Genomic DNA, 17,604 nt, shown 5'->3' on the forward strand with positions numbered 1-17,604 from the left:
CGACATAGGTCTACATTGGTACAGCCCTCAACATGACGCAAATGACCAGTTCGTCTTCTCCCCGCTGCATTGGTATAAGCTTGCTAAGCGGAAAAGAACAAGCTTCCGTGCCCCCCCTTGTCGGGTTCGATGGCAATACATTACTAAGGAAGATACATGAGCTGTACGTGTGATCAGGATCACCAATCCGCTACCCCGTCGAACGCCTCAGATGCATCGCAAGATCCGCAGTCGTCCCAGTTGAATCCTTTCAATGAGGCTGCTTCAGTTGGTGTTGATGACACCGCCGCTCGTGCTAAGAGGAGGAGCGAAAACTACAGGTTGATCCTGGCCTTCGCAGTGTTTGTAGGGGCGATGTCCATCATTGCCACCGCCGTGTACGTGAATCCAGGGGTTTACAAGCTCGACGAGCAGACTGTGGCCTTTCTTAGTCAGGCATTCAACGCAGGGGTACTGCTCACGATCCCATTCTTGCTAGGTGCCGTAGGTGCGGGAACTCGCTTGCTCCTTTCCGAAGTGCGCATTGTGGATAAGCTGCCTTTGGTAGGAGGGTCGGCTTTCATGGCCTGCTTTTCTTGGATAAGCATAAAGAGCGGAGTATTGGTGTCTCTCGTAGCGCCACATCTAGCTCCACGCGGGATTGATATGAAGGATGCACTAAGCACCCCTAATAGCTTTTACACTATGTCATTGGTGGCAATATTAGTAGGCATGTTCTCTACCAATCTTTACTTGTTCATAACCCAGCGCGTGGAGCAGTTATCTAAACAACCACCTAACGGAAAATAGCTGCATAGCTGAGCATTGGCGACCTAATATGACGCAGAGCCTTGACGTTCGAATACGGATCATACGAATGTAAATACAGGTGGCGACGCTGTGTCTGCTCCGAACGCAGTGTCGCGCAACCTAGAGTCTTCAATCGGCAATGCCAGTGCAATTTAACCGTGGCAAAAGCGCTTCTGACTGGGTCGTTTTTACAGTGAAGCACAGTTCCTTATCTTCCATTCACCATCCAAAACGCCCACAAATTGGTATGCGTCCGGCCAACACACCTTCCTGACCCCGACGCCAAAGGCGATGGTGTCCACCTGATTTAAGTGGACACCATTTCTAGCCTTTTAAGCGGGTCTTTCATGCAGCCACAACGCCGTTCCTACTCCAAATCCTTCAAGGCCCAGGTCATTCAAGAGTGCGCCCAGCCCGGGGCCTCGATTGCCAATGTCGCGCTGAGCCACAGCCTTAACGCGAACCTCGTCCATAAATGGATTCGAGTGCAAACGCAGAAAGCCATGGCGCTGCAACCCGCGTTCATTCCGTTGCCCTTGCAGCCAGCCGGAGCAAATTCGCAGGCTGCGTTACCGACTATCTGTCTCGAAATCTCACATCCGCGCGGCACCGTCAAAGTGAACTGGCCGACCGAAAGTGCTGCCGCCTGCGCCACCTTTCTGCGAGACTTGTTGCGATGATCCGCATCGATGCCATCTGGCTCGCCACCGAGCCTATGGACATGCGTGCCGGTACCGACACTGCTCTGGCGCGGGTGGTCGCGGTGTTCGGTGCGGCTCAGCCGCACTGTGCTTATCTGTTTGCCAACCGCCGCGCCAATCGAATGAAAGTGCTGGTGCACGATGGGTTGGGTATCTGGTTGGCGGCGCGCCGCCTGCATCAGGGCAAGTTCTTCTGGCCGGGTTCTCGACACGGCTCTCAGATGGAATTAGGTGCCGAACAACTGCATGCCTTGGTGCTGGGTTTGCCTTGGCAAAGAGTTGGCCCAGGCAGTGTAATTTCCATCATATAACGCCTGCCACGACCAGCCAGGCCGTCCAATTGTCCGATGAGCCTATCGTCGCTTTTAGGCTGTTCTGGCAAAATCGGCGGCATGACTTCGCTTCCTAATCTCGACCACTTAAACCCTGAACAACTGCGTGCTCTGGCGGCGCAGTTGATGCAGCGTGTCGAGAATCTCGATCAGAAAGTCGAGACGATGGGTAAGCAAATTCACCATCACAAAACGGTCAACGAGAAACTGGCCCACGAGATCGCGCAGCTCAAGCGCTTCAAGTTTGCCAAGCGCAGCGAGCAACTAAGCCCGGATCAGGCCAGCCTGCTTGATGACCTGATCGACACCGACATCGCGGCCATCGAAGCCGAGCTTGAAGCGCTGCAACCCGCGACTGTTTCGACCGAGGCTCGGCAAAAACCTAAACGTACCGCCTTGCCGCCGCAGTTTCCGCGCACCCTGATCCACCACGAACCCGATAACAGTCACTGCCAGTGCGGCTGCGTCCTCAAGCGCATCGGCGAGGATGTAAGCGAGAAGCTCGACTACACGCCGGGCGTGTTCACCGTGGAGCGTCACATCCGTGGCAAGTGGGTCTGCGATCAGTGCGAAATCCTGATCCAGGCACCGGTTCCGGCGCAGGTCATCGACAAGGGCATCCCGACCGCCGGCCTGCTAGCCCACGTGATGATCGCCAAGTTCGCCGACCATTTACCGCTCTATCGTCAGGAGTCGATTTTTGGTCGGGCCGGTCTGGCCATTGCCCGCTCGACCTTGGCGCAATGGGTCGGCAGCTGTGGCGTGCAGTTGCAGCCGCTGGTCGATGCCCTGCACGATGCTGTTCTTGAACATGGCGTAATCCATGCCGATGAAACGCCGGTGCAGATGCTTACGCCGGGCGCAAAGAAAACCCATCGCGCGTATGTCTGGGCCTACGCCACCAGCCAGTTCTCGGACTTGGCAGCGGTCGTTTACGACTTCAGTCCGAGCCGCGCCGGAGAGAATGCACGCAACTTCCTGCAAGACTGGAAAGGCAAGCTGGTCTGTGATGATTTTGGCGGCTACAAGGCCAGCTTTGAACTGGGCGTCACCGAGATTGGCTGCATGGCCCATGCACGGCGCAAGTTCTTCGAGCTGCACGCCACGAACAAGAGCCAGCTCGCCGAACAGGCCTTGCGCTACATCCAGTTGCTTTACGAAATCGAGAGTGAAGTCCGCCACTTGGAACCGGATTTACGCCGCCGAATTCGGCAAGAAAAAGCCGTACCGGTGATGGACGCTTTGCATGCCTGGATGATCGCCCAGCGCCTACTTGTGCACGATGGCTCAGCGATCAGCAAGGCTTTGGATTACAGCCTCAAACGCTGGACGGCTCTGTCGCGCTATCTCGATGATGGCGCCATACCCATTGACAATAATTGGGCAGAAAACCAGATCCGGCCTTGGGCGTTGGGGCGCAAGAACTGGCTCTTCGCAGGATCACTGCGCAGCGGAAAACAAGCAGTGGCGATCATGAGTTTGATCCAGTCGGCGCGACTCAACGGGCATGATCCGTATGCTTATTTGAAGGACGTCCTCACGCGCCTGCCCACGCAGCGGGCAAGTGAGATTGCGGAGCTGCTGCCGCATAGGTGGCAGCCGGTTTAGTTGCGCAAGACGGGATGCCCGGACGCATATCATTGGTTTAGCTAGCAAATAAGTGCCGACGGATCTTTACAAAGACGCTCTGAGGAGTCGTTGTGTCTGCGTATATTCTGCTTAGCAACTAATTCAACAGGAATTCGTTCTGTTGAGTCATTTGCAAAGCATTCTTCTCCAAACGCAGTAAAAATTCTTTCCTGGGCTGTCCTCCGCCATATCCGGCGAGTGCACCATTTGTCGCTATGACACGGTGACAGGGCACGACAATAGATAAGCGATTGTGTCCATTTGCATTGCCCACTGCTTGGCTTGCACCTGGCTTACCGATGCCCCTAGCGATGGCACCGTAGGTTGAAATGGTTCCATAGTCGATTTTTAGAAGCTCTGCCCAAACAAGCCTGTCAAAAGAGCTGCCTGGCATATGGAGCGGTACTGAAAACCTTTTTAGTTTTCCATCAAAGTAAAGTTTTAGTTGAGCTTCGATCTGCTTGATGTAGAGATGCTCGCCAGGCGCAATTGAATACCCATGACGCCCACGCAGTTCGTTTAATTCAGCGGTTAGGGCCGGTCGGTCAAGAAATTCGAGGAGTACCAAACCTCGTTCTTCTGCCATGGCAATCATTGGGCCCAACGGTGTAGTCAGATGGCGATAAAGCAGGAGCGACGTTTCAGTTGCCTTACCGGGGGGCATTTGAAATGTTTTTTTGAAAGCATCTCTAAAGCCACTCAATGACTCGTATCCTAAGTCAAATGCTGTGTTATCCAGCGTTTCGCCCGAAGAAATCCGGCCTAGGGCGACACCGAGCCTTCTAGAACGCATCCATGCATGAAAAGTCATGCCAAAATTTTGTTTGAACCACCTGCGTAAGCGTAACGGATCGATACCACGCGTAGTTAGTTCAGCATCACTCCAGCGAGCGTCAGGTGATGCAGATACAGAGGCCAGTAGCCCCTTGACCCAATTTGGCGCGGAAGCCGCGAGATCCAATGGCTTGCATCGTAAGCAAGGCCGATAACCTGCCGCCATCGCTTCGTTGGCCTGCGAAAAAAACTCTACATTCTCGGGCTTTGGCTTACGTGCACCACATGTAGGGCGGCAAAAAATACCTGTAGTTTTGACAGCAGTGAAAAAAACGCCCTCATAGGCGGTGTCGCTGCATAGCATTGCATTTACCATCTCGCTTCTGGGCGGAAGAGCGTGATTGTAAGATCTCATTAGAGCGTAGCCTCGTCCTCGAATGGGTGTGAAAAATCGCTTTCGAGGTGCGGAAAGCAGCGGCGATTTTCATGCGAATCACAGATTGATAGAGCGAAGATTACTTTTCGCTTAGGTGTTTTTTTGCTGCCATGAGGCTATTCAGGTCGCTGTAGGTATATGCGTCCAATGGATACTCGAAAAGCTTTCCCGTTCGCAAGAAGCTCCTGGCTACCGCCTTGTTGGCGCCGTATAAGAATTCAGCAATGCTGGAACCGGCGCTTAGCCGTTTGACGCCTAGGCTCGTTAATTCATCCATACCGGGTTGGCCGTTCCAGGCAAGCAGGTTGACGGGTAGCCGCGTTGCCTCGCACAGTGTAGCAATGTCGTTTTTCTCAACCATTCCAGCCGCAAAAATGCCGTCTGCACCTGCTTGCTCGAACAGCGATGCACGGAAGAGGGTCTCTGCCAATTGTCGCGCTGGTTCTACCAAACATCTCAGATAAACGTCAGTTCGTACGTTCACGAACAGGTCGATTCCATGCTTGTTTGCTACCTTCTTTGCCACTTCGATTTTTCGCAAAATCAGATCGGTGCTGCCTGTTCCGTCCTCAATATTGATTCCAACCGCTCCAGCCCTAACTACGCAGTCAACAACTTTAGCAACCGACTCAAGGTCGTCGGAATAGCCCCCTTCGACATCGACCGTGAGGGGGACTGTAAGCACTCTAACCATTGACTCAACTGTAGTAGTCAGCAGTTTTAGGGGAAGTTGATTGCCATCCTGGTATCCATGCGCCCAAGCAACGGCGGCGCTGCTGGTTGCGACTGCCTTACTCCCTACGCTCTCGACAATACGTGCGCTGCCAGCATCGCTCACGTTGGCGAGTACCAACAAATTATCTTGGTGAAGGTTGCGGAAAACCGCACTTAGTGGCGTCATTCAGTGGTACCTCGGTGAGAGAAGACAGATGCAGATCGCGCTATCGTAAGCTGACTACACCGACGTCTCCACCGAGAAATCGACAGTGATTTAAGAGCTAGCGAATATAGTTTTTGCGGGCTAGGGATGGGTGAATAGCTACTCAAAAGCCTGCTGAAAGATGTTGCCGTACACATCCAGTCATCGCAGGGATCGGGTAGATGACTTCCCCGGACGCTTACACAAATTGTTAGATACCTGCCCCACCACATGTCGAATCTGACTTGAAGAGGGTTATTGCAGAATGCGGGGAGTGAAGTGTGGCTGCCCTGATGCCAGACGCTGGTAATCCCTCAAACTTTTACGCCCATTACCCCTCTGAAACGTCGCGAGCACATACCGTGAATTAACGGTTGTCATAACCCAGAATCGGCCTTCGCGCTCGACCTTGACCACATCAGAAGTCCTGATCAGGTGGCCATCGCCAAACCGTCCGTGCTGGTCTTTTCGCTTGTGGCCAAACACCACGCCGATGCCTGCGCGCGCCCTTATGGATACCCCGCAAAGGTACGCAGTGACGGGCATGTCGAAGCCCTGCTCTTGAGCCCTTATAATTCGCTTTAGATCAAAATCTGTATGGCGTTTGCCGTGAAAATTCACATCTATCGTGTCCAGCATCATTGGGCTCCGGTTGCAGTCTGTAGGTGGTTATCAAGAATTGCACACGTGACCAGGAGCGCTGGTATCGTGGGAGGTTAATGGTAACTTTCAGGCTGATCGAATCATGCTTAAAAGGAAGACGGGCCTTACGTTTGCCAGCGCTTCGATCTGGAAATCTGGTTGGTGCGAGGTGTGATAAACCTCGCCATCACCCACCTCCAGGACACAAACCTCAGAGCCAACTCTGTCCTCACCTACGCTTAATCTGGTCAATCGCTCCATCTGCCAACTACCAGTCTTATTCATCCAGGACGGCGTCACAGCCATGATGTCGGCGATACCTAAATCAGAGCCTTGGATCATCAAAATTTCTTGAAGCTGGCGCGTGTCGTCAATCATCAGCGCGCACTCGCTGTGCCTTCCATCGTTTTCGACGCTGAGGGTGACGTGATACCACGGCGTCCGGAGCAGCCTTGATACTCCGCGCCAATGGGACACGCCCTCACCGAACAATCCTGGTACGCCTATGAGGTCGCTATTAATGGTTCTGAACATGTGTCGCCTCACCTGCTGGAACACGTCAGTTGCCCAGCAGAACGGTTGGTAATCAGAAAAGGGAAAATATCGCTTCTATGGAGGAAGACTTGCGATGGCCCGGCCCGATCAGAACGTAAACTGTATTTCGGGTCGCGAACATAAATTCGTCTTTGAACGCAGTCCCCATGCTCGACCTCACCCAATCACCGGGCTCAAATCGCCTCTGCTCGTCATGCACAACTTTGTGAGCAAACAGGAACATTGGCTGGCAGCCTGCAGCGATTACTTTCGCTCGCTCATCGTCGGTGACCATGGCATCCAGGATGATCCACTCTTCGACGACGCATAATGGAAGGTGCTTGTAGTGCTTTCTCGCCGCCTGCAGGGCGTCATCAAGACAAAGCTCCGCGCCCATTAGGCTGACACCAGGAACGCCCAACAGACCGTCTTGAATGGGACTATCCACGTCCATCTCTTCACCCTTAGGATTTATCATAAATTGTCAGGCCGTGGTCGCTGTCAGCCCCCCCCTGTTGGCGTCAGGCCTGGAGAGAGGGATTGGAGCCGCTCCGATATTTACAATAATACCTCATATTGATGTTTATCGGAAACCCATTGGTATGGCTATATCCTGACTTTTGGTCAAGCCATGCATCTCAAAATCGCCTTAGCAGGTACCCTCAGGGCTCTACGCCTGAACAAACGCATCCGGTATGAGAAGCTTTCGGATGCCAGCGCCAAGTCCAAGATCAGTGCTCTGGAGCGCGGTGAAACCAGCATCACGCTTGAGAAATTCGAAAGCCTGGCTGAAGCACTTGAGATAGATCCGCTCGCCCTTCTGGCCTTGTGCATGTCCGCACGGCTGGGGACGCCATATCCTGACCTCATGAAAAATGCACAAGAGCAGCTTCGAGCGTTTGAAGCTGGTGGGGGCATGGAGCTATTAGCAGAGCAATTTGCCGATGGGGCTTTAGTTCAGCGTACACGCGGAAAACCTCAGAACCCCGCAAGCCTCGACGCCGTTAGGAGGCTTAGAGCAACCGGCATGACACAGGCGCAGATCGCCCAGGAGTTGGGCTTGTCGCCGAGCCTAGTCAATCGTCATTGGAAGCGCATTCTCTCCGAAGACTCGAGTACGTGAAACAGGGCTCTTCCGTTGCGTCCAAGTTGGCATGGCACCGCACACTCATAAGAGGTTTTGATCTGAGTTGAAGCGAGGATAGTCTGTTTAGGCCTCATGCCGGCATCACTGCTGCCGCGATACGGCAGCGCGCTTTACGACCGTCCTTGCTTCAATCCGGATTTGAAGCGGGTCATGCCTATTGTTCTAGTTCAAGTATATCTAGGAGTTCCCAGCATACTTGATACCCTGACCCTATCGCCAAGTCCCGCAGACTCAGCGGCAAGGCGAATAGCTTGAGTGTCGTCAATAGACAGTTCTGGGCCAAGATAAATTCGATCTATAAGCAAGCAAACATCTACGGCCACTTTAATACCAGACTCAGGAACCTTTACGCCAAATTCCTCTGCCAAACGAAGTGATATCATCAGCCTGAATTCTTGCTCCCAGGAAAATGCCTTGTGCTTGTACATAAAGCGCTCAAGCACATTAACCCTAAGTCTCTCTTTTAACAGATCGAGATACCGAACATTACCGCTCCAGAGAGTTTCGTCAGCGTAATCCTTCCTCAGTTTGAAGGGCTTAATCGCCTTGGCCAATCTCGCTGGACTGGTTCGAATAGCTACTCCTTTCCATGCTGCAGCATACAACTGCCACATCGCATCACTTTCATATGCAGCTCGATGCCAACAACATATTTTTGTTAGACGACGTAGCTGCTCGAAGGCTCTTTCGCCGCCCTCATTCTGCGGCAAAAACCGGGGATCATGAATTGATCCTGGTGGTAGTACAGCAGTAGCCCCCTCAAAAGGATCTTGAAACTGTCGGGCAGATGCAAAATAAAGACACCCTTGATTTATCATCTCTAAAAAACGATCAGGCCTAAAGTATCGCCACAAGTGTTCGTTCGCATCAATAGACTCATCAAACACAGTTCTCAACATTCACCCCTACCAATTACTTTCGGTTACCATCCCATGTCGGTAATAGAACTTGGCACCACCGAACATCCTCCTCGACCACTCTTTATTCGCCTGACTCCATTTCTTGAAAGGCAGCATGTAACGCTTCCGGATTTTGAAATGCCTTGTTATCAAGAAGACGATGTGCAGATCCGTATTCCAGCTGCTGGATGTTCATGAAGCATACGGGGCCACCTGATAAAAATCTAATAGCTTCCTTATGTGACGGAAGTTGGGGAGTGTCGGAGTTATAGTCTTCGATTGATTGTTCGCGCATTTCCCTCTCCCAGTGATAGGAGTCGTCAGCATCGATGTTCACTCCATGCTGCAGGGTACATCCTACGTCCTCTCTGACATAGGGTTTTTTGCCCTGCGCTGTGAGGCGTTTAGCGAACATGAATATGAGAGGCGAACGGTCGTTGTTGATTTCTGGGATGTGTACAACCAGAGCATCTAAACAAAACTGATATTTGGTTCGAATATCCACGGCATGGATCGTGAGGATATCGTCTTCTGCTAGGCTTACAATTTGTGCATGACCGGAGTTGTGCATATTTACAAAGTCACAACCATACCGGATTTCGCTTCCCTGTATTTGCTCCAGTATAGCGTAAGCCTTTTTTGGATCTTTGATTAGAAAAGTGCTCGGAGCGGTCACATTTTTAAGATTATTAGATTGCAGCACATCAATTAAACGTTCAACCGTCAATCCTTTAATTTTGTTATCCAGCTCGCCGTAGACCGCTTTTGTCAGCCTATAGGCTCGATCTAACTCTGTTCGTCCCTGCCCTTTTAGGTAGGGTTCTCCGATCAAAGGGCCAAAAAAATCATCCAGCTCTGTCAAAAATTTTATTAGGATTCTTGCTACTTCAATTTCCCTCAAAAGCACAGCGCTATGAGTAATGCTATTCCGCCATGCCTCAACCTTTTTTAGAGTCTTGACAAACCGTTCATCCATATGAATGCCGCAGATATCCTTTAGGCGCTCGATAGACTCCTTAAATGTTACGGTATGTAAGCCTTCGTACTCATAGAGCTCTTTAATGATTCCCTCTCGTCGGCTTTTATAAGCTTCTTTGAGTTTTGAAATGTCGGTAAAGAGCAGGATCTCATTTTTTTCTTTGAGAGAGTATTTGAATAAGATTTCAACACCATGTTGGATTGATAGGACTGAGTCTTTTAGTGCTGAGAATCTTTCTGTGTCGCCGGCCTTTTCGGCTAATAATTTCTCATACCTACCCAAGTGGACGTAACCTTTGCGAAGGGAGTCAAGCCCATTGTCTATCAACGAAATCTTCATGTGGCGTTCCTGATTTTCGATATTTTCAAACTACAAGCCTGTACAGCTTGAAGCAAGAAAGCAACCACAGCACGGAGGTGCAGGCGCATCCGGATGCGTTGTGGATGGAAGTCCAATCGGCCAACACTACAGGGGGGCATAGTTAATGACTGCCAGACCCGTGAGGCGCTCCCCAAAATTTTCAATGACTCATTACTCTCATTCAGCGTCTTACAACGGCTGTCTTCCTGACTAACCTGACTTCATCACCTATTGCGAGCTTAGCCAAGCTTCCACTTTTTGCAGCCTGTTCCATTCCGAAAGCTTGGGCTTGCCAAGATTCAGTATTCCAAGCAGCCGCTGCGTAGCCTCAGGGGAAGGGAACCATTCCGCGACTTCTACGTTGCAGTATCTTGAATCGCTCAACGACCATTTCACGATCATGTCTGCAGCAGCTCTGTAGTGGTCAGCCATGAAGAGCTTTTTGTCCACTATGGGCCATCCACGCTTCCTGAGCTGTTCGGTCACGTCAGTGATGCCCGTGTCACCAAAAAACGCATCGGTGTCTGGGTAGTGAATCCCTGCTAGCGACACTTTAGCAACGCCCGAATCTCGGTCGAAGTAAGACAGGAAATGCCAACCACCAGTGATACATCCTGGCTGGGGGAAATTGATTGCGGCCTTGCCAGTTATGTAGTGCCGACGAGAAACGCGTTTTAGGTCAAAATCAAAGAGCGGTTGCGTCATGTAGCATGCCTCTGTGCGCCAGTGCTACCAAAAGCAGTGCCTCGGTAAGCAAGAGCCTGACTGCTCATCTCAGGCGTTTGGTACAGCGGAGGCCCTGATGGCTTCCTCATCCTTGCGGAACCTTATTCCGGCATCCTTAACATAGACGCCGCATTCAATTAGCTCACTCACGTCCTCGTGCTTGCCAAGAAATGATGCTCGAATCCCCTTGAGCAAAACGTGGGCATATCGGGCATCTTCAATCATGGTGTCCATTTCGCCTGATATTGTTATCCCTCGTGAGCTCAAATTCTTCACAGCAGACAGAGTGAAAGGCTGCTGTGGCTCCTCCATTCGATACTGGTGGCGCTGCTTCAGCAGTTCGCTTAACTGATGCGCGTCACTCAACATCTGTTTTGATAGGCCACTGCGGTTACTTTGCCGAGCTGCGACCAGCACATTTGCCTGCATGGATTGAAGCCCAGGCAGGATAAAGTCGCGGAGGATAAAGTAGAACTCCAGCTGCCGGTTCATCGCATCGTCAGCAGGCTTGCGCAGCCGCTTCAGGCGTTCAGCGGACGCGTCAGAATTGTTTGGAATGCACAATGCCTTCTGGCTATCCCTGATGCCCTGTTCAAAAAAATCAGTCATCTGATTGGCTATCAATCCTTGTCGATAATCCTCTCGCAAAAGATCGAGCAGCACATCCAGCTGATTAATCGCAGCAATATCAATCTTCAAACTGGCGTGCTGCACCTGATGCTCCATTGCATTCAGAGTCCTTTCCACAGGAACGATGCAAAATTGCTGAAAAGAATATGAGAAGGCAAAGGTCTCTTTGTCCAGCATCCCTAGGCAACCCTCATAGATCTGAATCAACCGATCATTCAGATCCATATACTCAGTGAGGCCCTCGACAGTCGCTTGGTTCATCTGTGCTGTATCGGCTTGATAGGTAAGGTACTTATGAGTTCCCACGACGGCAGCTACGAAAAAGCAGCTAGCCAACCCGACCCTGAGGAACCAGCCACGAAAAGAAATCTTCGGTTTGTAGTCAGGATAAAATGACTCCTGGAGCGAGGCGTTCTCTTGAATCACAGCTTCAAGCGCCCCCCAGCCCCATACGTCCACTGTTCCCTTTCCAACGATAGCTCGCTCTTCCGTGAGCTCTAAGGCACGATTGGTCAGGTGCTTGTCATGCGGACTGGTGGTAAGGATGAAGAAGTGATCGATCTTGAACGGAAAGTCTTCTGTTTCGAGAACCGCCTGGTTTACCTGAGCCAGGGTCAGATTTTTGCCGAGGTTATCATTTCGTCCCTTGCACTGAACGGCGATGAGAGAACCATTTTTGAGGCGACAATACAGATCCACGCCATGCTGCCGTTGGCCTTCCCGACCGTACTGATCGAACCTGCTTTTAAAGACGCAACTCATCACTGCTAAAGACAGACGCTCGAATTGCTTCCAGTCTGCGGGACGTCGGTAGGTCGAGGCATGTGGTGCGGTCATGTAGTGGTCTAATGATTCCGGACACTCATTTAGGCGAGAATATCGCCAGATAGAGGTGTCTGATGACCAAACAACGCCGTACCTTCTCTGCTGAATTCAAACGTGAGGCCGCAGGCCTCGTGCTCGATCAGGGCTATAGCCACATTGAGGCCTCCCGCTCGCTAGGGGTGGTCGAGTCTGCGCTGCGTCGCTGGGTTAGCCAGCTCCAGCAGGAGCGCAATGGCGTAACGCCTCAGAGTAAAGCCCTGACGCCCGAGCAGCAGAAAATTCAGGAGCTGGAAGCGCGGATCGCTCGTCTTGAGCGGGAGAAATCCATTTTAAAAAAGGCTACCGCGCTCTTGATGTCGGAAGAACACGAGCGCTTGCGCTGATCGATCAGCTAGGTGCCCATGAGCCGATCGAATTGCTGTGCGAGGTGTTCGAGACACCTCGCTCGTGCTACTACGACCATTGCCAGCGGCGTCGGGCTCCAGACGCTGAGCGGGTTCGTTTACTCAGTCGAGTCAATGAGCTGTTCGGGCAAAGTAGAAGCGCTGCCGGCAGCCGCAGTATCGTTTCGATATTGCAGGAAGATGGCGAGCAAATTGGTCGGTTCAAGGTACGTGGCCTGATGCGGGAACTGGGATTAATCAGCAAGCAACCTGGCTCTCATGCTTATAAAAAAGCAACAGTGGAGAGGCCTGACATTCCGAACATTTTGAATCGGGAGTTCGATGTACTCGCGCCCAATCAGGTCTGGTGTGGCGACATCACCTACATCTGGGCGCAAGGAAAATGGCATTACCTGGCGGTGGTTATGGATCTTTATGCGCGTCGGGTGGTGGGCTGGGCGTTTTCAAACAAACCGGACACGGACTTGGTCATCAAGGCGCTGGACATGGCTTATGAGCAACGCGGCAAGCCTCAGGGCCTGCTGTTTCACTCAGATCAGGGCTCCCAATATGGGAGCCGACAGTTTCGCCAGCGGCTTTGGCGATACCGCATGCGCCAGAGCATGAGTCGCCGAGGTAATTGCTACGACAACTCGCCGATGGAGCGTGTATTCCGCAGCTTGAAAACCGAGTGGATACCCGCCGTGGGCTACATGACGGCCCAAGAGGCACAGCGGGATATCAGTCATTATCTGATGCATCGCTACAACTGGGTTCGGCCACACCAGTTCAATGATGGACTGGCACCCGCTCAGTACGAGAAAAACCTTAACGTCGTGTCCGGGATCAGTTGACCACTACAGTCATAACCTTAAAATCAACTCCATTTGTCAGTGCTAATGCTATGAAGCCATGGTGTTGCAACACCTAGTGGCTAAGCAGCCCAAGTCTACACGTGGTCTCCAACGGGCTCCTTGAGGGCAGAGCCTATGGGCCGCAGGTTTCCATCGAGCCGAGCGTCTATGTTGACTTAGAATCACCGTCAACTGAATTGCTGAGCACAGCCACATGGATGAAGACCTGATCTGCCACAAATGCTTGAACGAAGCCTATCTCATTGGGTTGATCAGGCGAACCGGCATGACTGCGGAGTGCTCGTTCTGCCTAATAAAAAGGCGTAAGGCTATCCCATTCGACGCCCTGATCACCATGGTCGACGATGTCCTCCAGAAGTATTGCCATCCTGAAGCGATATACGATCATTACGATGACAATGGGAAACGCTCTGAAACAGAGCAGGCTGGCGACCCCCTTATTTTTCATGTCGCAGAATTACTTGGTTTGGATGAGGACGACCCCGTTGTCGAGCGTGTTCTCTGCGACCTCAACGAAAGCTCCCATTACGACATCATTCAGGGAGGTGAAGCGAGGTACAGCGATGATGAAAACTATGAGTGGAGAGTGATTCGACCAAGAGAAGCAGAAGCTCGATGGCTGAATTTTCAGAACGAAATGAAGCATGGAAATCGATTTTTTAGTCAGCATGCCAAGGATTTTCTGGACTGGCTGTTTCGAGGGCTCTCATCCTTCAAAAGCCCTGATGGCTCGATGTCCGTTATTAGAGAGCTTGTCGACGAACAGATCTTTCGTGCCAGGCGCTGTGATTCCCTTGCAGAATACGACTCTATCATTAGCAAGCCTGCTGCAGAACTAGGCCCTCCACCCAAGGAGGCCGCTGGTGCTGGCCGAATGAACCCTAAAGGCTTGGCTGCATTTTATGGAGCCTTTGATCGAAAAACATGTGTTGCCGAGCTTCGCCCGCCAGTAGGAGGACGAGTCGTTAGCGGCGAATTCAAGCTCACAAGGCCCGTTCGCGTCCTGGATTTCATCGCATTGGATGAAGCCTACGAAGCGAGGCCGTTGAGTGCCTTTGAAGCAAGCTATGAAGAGCAAATGGGTCGGCGCATCTTCCTGAAAACGCTCCACGCAAAAATCACCGTACCAGTGCTTCCGAACCAGGAACACGAATACTTGGCTACCCAAGTCATGGCGGAGTACCTAGCTACGCAGTTCGACCCGCCGCTCGACGGTGTACTGTTCGAATCCGCTCAAGTGCGGAAAGGCACTAACCTGACCCTTTTTAATCATGCGGTGGTGGCTTCACTCGAGCCTCGAACTGCTTTCACGAAACTAGATGATTTGCTCAGCAGCCCCCCATCGCAGACGCCTGCGATTGAGTACGTTCCTGACACGCTGGTCAGGCATAAGGTTTGTCGTGTCAGATTCATAACGGAAGACCTCCAGCGCGAGGATGGTCAGCCAGAGTCCGACGAGTATTATGACGACTGGGATGATTACTAAAGGCTATGTACGCTGACGTAGGTGTTAAAAGATGCGCGGCTGCGGCAGTCGTCGTGGCCGAAGAAAACCTACCGCTAGAGAGCCTTCAGCAGTTTCTCAAGGGTCACCATACAGCATTAAGAACAAGGGAATTAACATGGTAACCACCAAGCCAATCAACCCCCTCCTTAAAGGAGTTGCCAGTTGAAAATCAAGCATATCTCAGTGACTAACTATCGAGGTCTAGAGTGCTTTGATATGAGATTCGAAAAAGACATAACAATTATAGTTGGAGAGAATGGCAGCGGAAAGAGCTCCGTCGTTAGCGCAGTAAAACTATTACTGTGGGCATATGTTAAAAGCTATGGAAAGGATATCAGGCGAGGTGCTGTGCCTACAATTAAGGCGGAGGACGTTCTTTCTAAACATGGCCAACAACTATATCCTTGCTCGGTAAGAGCTGAGCCTTGGTTTTCCGAAGATGGTGCTTTTCAGCGAGACTGGGATGACATTGATGAAATACACGACGCCGATGATTTTGATGTAGATGAATTCGCTCTCGATTGGTCTGAGATGTATCAGATAAGCTGCTCTCTAAATAATAGCGGAGGGAAGTGCAAATGGAAAAATGTTTCAATGGTAGCGTATCACGCAGCCTCGAAGAGCATGGATGCGATATGGGCAGACATACAAAAGCTAACCGGTCAAGAAAATGACACACCAAATCTTCCTGTAATTGCATTTTACGGGACGAATAGGCTATGGAAAAAAAATGCCGGTCGGCGTAGTATCCATAGGGAAATCCCTAGACTTGCTGGTTACGATGGAGCAGTCAATGTAACCACTAGCTTTATGGGGTTCAGCTATTTTGTCGGTAATCTTTTTTCTTCCGTATATGCAGGTCTTTTTGACAAGAACTATGCAACCATACTTTGGCTTGGTGTCAGAGATACAGTAAAAAATGTTACCGGCTGGAAATTAATACTGCCCCGTAAAGGTGAAAGCGAATTATATTTCGAGCAGAGTGGTGCAGGGAAGCTTAAACTTTCCCAGCTCGGGGATGGGGCTCGGGGATTGATTCAAATGGTGGGTGATTTGGCTTGCAGGTGCGCATTATTAAACCCCCAATTCGGTGCTGAGGCGGCGGAGAAGACGGATGGAATAGTTCTGATTGACGAGATTGACTTACATCTTCATCCAGCTTGGCAGCAAACAATTCTCAACGATCTTAAGCAAGCTTTCCCATGCATTCAATTTATAGTTACGACTCATAGCCCGCAGGTATTAAGCACGGTACGTCGCGACAATATACGCATCTTGGGACGAGACAGTACAAATCGGGTTGTAGCAGGAAAGCCATATGCGCAAAGTTATGGTGAGCCCGCCGGGGATGTACTCCAGGGAGTGATGCTGGTTGACCCGCTGCCTCCAGTTCCAGAGAGAGTAGAACTGCAGCACCTGACCTCATTAGTGGAACAAGGTTATTATGACAAACCTGAGGCCGTTCTGTTGATGACTAATCTGAGCCAGGTCTTGGGTGAAAAACACCCTCAGTTGCTCCGTCTCCAACGGAGTATTTTTCGTCAGCGGGCTCTTAGTCAATGAGATATATAGCTAAGTCTCAGCAAGGCTATCACCAACTTAAACACATTAATAATCCCCCTCCCGAATCCTCAAAGGAGGCAGGGCGCAGGTGGAGTGGATTCAAAAACAAATCCGCACTCCTTGATGCGTTACTGGAGGAGCAGTTTAAAATATGCTGCTATAGTGAGCTTAGGGCTGAAAATTATGGGTACGGCTATCATGTGGAGCATGTTTTAAATAAAAGCCAATACCCAAGGCTTACATTTGAATACGCAAATCTTGCAGCAAGCGCACTTAGTAGCAGTGATCTTTGCTCAATAAGCAACGCCTGTAGTAGAGCTGCATTTGGCGGGCATGCAATAGGCAAGTCACAAACCGTGGACAAGAAGCTTTTTATCACTCCGCACAAGCCAGGCTGTGAAAGATTTTTTTACTACTTGTCCAATGGCGAGGTAGTTCCTGCTATAGGGTTAAATACGCTTGACTCTGCTCGGGCAAAATACACTATCGAATGCCTAAACCTGAACAGCCAGTTTCTAGTTCGAGAACGCAAATCTTGGTGGAACGAACTAAACGATTTAATTATTGATGCGCTTCCGGATGGCTATGCAATCCAAAGGCTAGCCGACCTATATATTGGAAAATCTAGCGGAGCTATTTACTCATTCTACAGCATGAGCCTTCAAATGTTCGGGAAAGTTGGCAAATGCGTGAAATGATCTAGTTGCAACGCAAATCAAATACAGAGAAATCACAACGCATCTCAAGGGGGGTAAGATGTTTTAAATTTTTAAATCACCACCCTCCTGGGGCTTAAGACTTTGATTTGTGCATTAGCTTCAGCTTTAAACTGTCGTCGACGCCCTGATGCCTTTGTAGATTAATCCCCTCAATAAAATAGCTATTTCTTCGACCTGGTTTTTTCTACAACCTTTGCTGCCGCCATACTTAAAGCGGGTCATGACACAATTGTAT

18 protein-coding genes are annotated in these 17,604 nt (G+C 50.9%); 9 read left to right on the forward strand and 9 right to left on the reverse strand.

The window, feature by feature from the left end; all coding sequences use genetic code 11:
• Positions 1-156: 156 nt before the first annotated feature.
• The 4 genes from C5F71_RS10480 to C5F71_RS10495 all read left to right on the forward strand — a co-directional run bounded on the left by C5F71_RS10480 (position 157) and on the right by C5F71_RS10495 (position 3,430).
• Positions 157-789: a hypothetical protein gene (locus C5F71_RS10480; RefSeq protein ID WP_104911086.1), complete on the forward strand. Its 633-nt coding sequence runs from the start codon at positions 157-159 to the stop codon at positions 787-789.
• A gap of 347 nt (positions 790-1,136) precedes the next feature.
• Positions 1,137-1,469 carry a transposase gene (locus C5F71_RS10485; RefSeq protein WP_256588125.1) on the forward strand — a complete coding sequence of 111 codons (333 nt, stop codon included), beginning with the start codon at positions 1,137-1,139 and terminating at the stop codon, positions 1,467-1,469.
• Positions 1,466-1,801, forward strand: a complete 336-nt coding sequence (gene tnpB, locus C5F71_RS10490) for an IS66 family insertion sequence element accessory protein TnpB (protein WP_088513857.1) — start codon at positions 1,466-1,468, stop codon at positions 1,799-1,801. Before C5F71_RS10485 ends, tnpB begins: the two co-directional genes overlap by 4 nt.
• Before the next feature lie 81 nt (positions 1,802-1,882).
• Positions 1,883-3,430, forward strand: a complete 1,548-nt coding sequence (locus C5F71_RS10495) for an IS66 family transposase (protein WP_058421619.1) — start codon at positions 1,883-1,885, stop codon at positions 3,428-3,430.
• 118 nt (positions 3,431-3,548) lie between these two features.
• Here C5F71_RS10495 and C5F71_RS10500 read toward each other — a convergent pair whose 3' ends face one another.
• The 5 genes from C5F71_RS10500 to C5F71_RS10520 all read right to left on the reverse strand — a co-directional run bounded on the left by C5F71_RS10500 (position 3,549) and on the right by C5F71_RS10520 (position 7,210).
• Positions 3,549-4,640 (reverse strand): bifunctional transcriptional activator/DNA repair enzyme AdaA, encoded by a 1,092-nt coding sequence (locus tag C5F71_RS10500; RefSeq protein ID WP_104911088.1) that lies wholly within the window; start codon positions 4,638-4,640, stop codon positions 3,549-3,551.
• A 100-nt stretch (positions 4,641-4,740) separates the two neighbouring features.
• Entirely contained in the window at positions 4,741-5,562 is an 822-nt protein-coding gene (locus C5F71_RS10505) for an isocitrate lyase/phosphoenolpyruvate mutase family protein (protein ID WP_058421621.1), read from the reverse strand.
• 273 nt (positions 5,563-5,835) lie between these two features.
• Positions 5,836-6,219 carry a hypothetical protein gene (locus C5F71_RS10510; protein ID WP_104911089.1) on the reverse strand — a complete coding sequence of 128 codons (384 nt, stop codon included), beginning with the start codon at positions 6,217-6,219 and terminating at the stop codon, positions 5,836-5,838.
• A gap of 90 nt (positions 6,220-6,309) precedes the next feature.
• On the reverse strand, positions 6,310-6,756 hold the full coding sequence (locus C5F71_RS10515) for a hypothetical protein (protein ID WP_074908478.1): 447 nt from the start codon (positions 6,754-6,756) through the stop codon (positions 6,310-6,312).
• Between the two features lie 52 nt (positions 6,757-6,808).
• Positions 6,809-7,210, reverse strand: a complete 402-nt coding sequence (locus C5F71_RS10520; protein WP_244526632.1) for a hypothetical protein — start codon at positions 7,208-7,210, stop codon at positions 6,809-6,811.
• A gap of 177 nt (positions 7,211-7,387) precedes the next feature.
• Between C5F71_RS10520 and C5F71_RS10525 the strand changes: the two genes are divergently transcribed.
• Positions 7,388-7,879, forward strand: coding sequence for a transcriptional regulator (locus tag C5F71_RS10525; protein ID WP_104911090.1), 492 nt, complete (start codon positions 7,388-7,390; stop codon positions 7,877-7,879).
• A gap of 191 nt (positions 7,880-8,070) precedes the next feature.
• Here the strand turns inward: C5F71_RS10525 and C5F71_RS10530 are convergent, their stop codons facing one another.
• The 4 genes from C5F71_RS10530 to C5F71_RS10545 form a co-directional block, all read right to left on the reverse strand.
• A complete protein-coding gene (locus C5F71_RS10530) occupies positions 8,071-8,802 on the reverse strand; it encodes a DUF2971 domain-containing protein (RefSeq protein WP_104911091.1) in 732 nt (243 codons plus the stop codon).
• Positions 8,803-8,884: 82 nt separating this feature from the next.
• A complete protein-coding gene (locus C5F71_RS10535) occupies positions 8,885-10,120 on the reverse strand; it encodes a hypothetical protein (RefSeq protein WP_071489349.1) in 1,236 nt (411 codons plus the stop codon).
• A gap of 249 nt (positions 10,121-10,369) precedes the next feature.
• A complete protein-coding gene (locus C5F71_RS10540) occupies positions 10,370-10,846 on the reverse strand; it encodes a hypothetical protein (RefSeq protein WP_104911092.1) in 477 nt (158 codons plus the stop codon).
• Between the two features lie 69 nt (positions 10,847-10,915).
• Positions 10,916-12,334: a hypothetical protein gene (locus C5F71_RS10545; protein WP_158682859.1), complete on the reverse strand. Its 1,419-nt coding sequence runs from the start codon at positions 12,332-12,334 to the stop codon at positions 10,916-10,918.
• 62 nt (positions 12,335-12,396) lie between these two features.
• Here C5F71_RS10545 and C5F71_RS10550 point away from each other — a divergent pair.
• The 4 genes from C5F71_RS10550 to C5F71_RS10565 all read left to right on the forward strand — a co-directional run bounded on the left by C5F71_RS10550 (position 12,397) and on the right by C5F71_RS10565 (position 17,348).
• Positions 12,397-13,559, forward strand: a protein-coding gene (locus tag C5F71_RS10550; RefSeq protein WP_104911094.1) for an IS3 family transposase whose coding sequence is annotated in 2 segments (ribosomal slippage) — positions 12,397-12,652 and positions 12,652-13,559 — 1,164 coding nt in all. Because the reading frame shifts where the segments join, the coding sequence is not laid out codon by codon here.
• Between the two features lie 214 nt (positions 13,560-13,773).
• Positions 13,774-15,066 (forward strand): RES family NAD+ phosphorylase, encoded by a 1,293-nt coding sequence (locus C5F71_RS10555; RefSeq protein ID WP_104911095.1) that lies wholly within the window; start codon positions 13,774-13,776, stop codon positions 15,064-15,066.
• A 183-nt stretch (positions 15,067-15,249) separates the two neighbouring features.
• Positions 15,250-16,650, forward strand: a complete 1,401-nt coding sequence (locus C5F71_RS10560; RefSeq protein ID WP_104911096.1) for an AAA family ATPase — start codon at positions 15,250-15,252, stop codon at positions 16,648-16,650.
• Positions 16,647-17,348, forward strand: coding sequence for a retron system putative HNH endonuclease (locus C5F71_RS10565; protein WP_104911097.1), 702 nt, complete (start codon positions 16,647-16,649; stop codon positions 17,346-17,348). Before C5F71_RS10560 ends, C5F71_RS10565 begins: the two co-directional genes overlap by 4 nt.
• Positions 17,349-17,604 lie beyond the last annotated feature (256 nt).

The organism is Pseudomonas sp. LG1D9 (genome assembly GCF_002949995.1).
GTDB lineage: Bacteria > Pseudomonadota > Gammaproteobacteria > Pseudomonadales > Pseudomonadaceae > Aquipseudomonas > Aquipseudomonas proteolytica.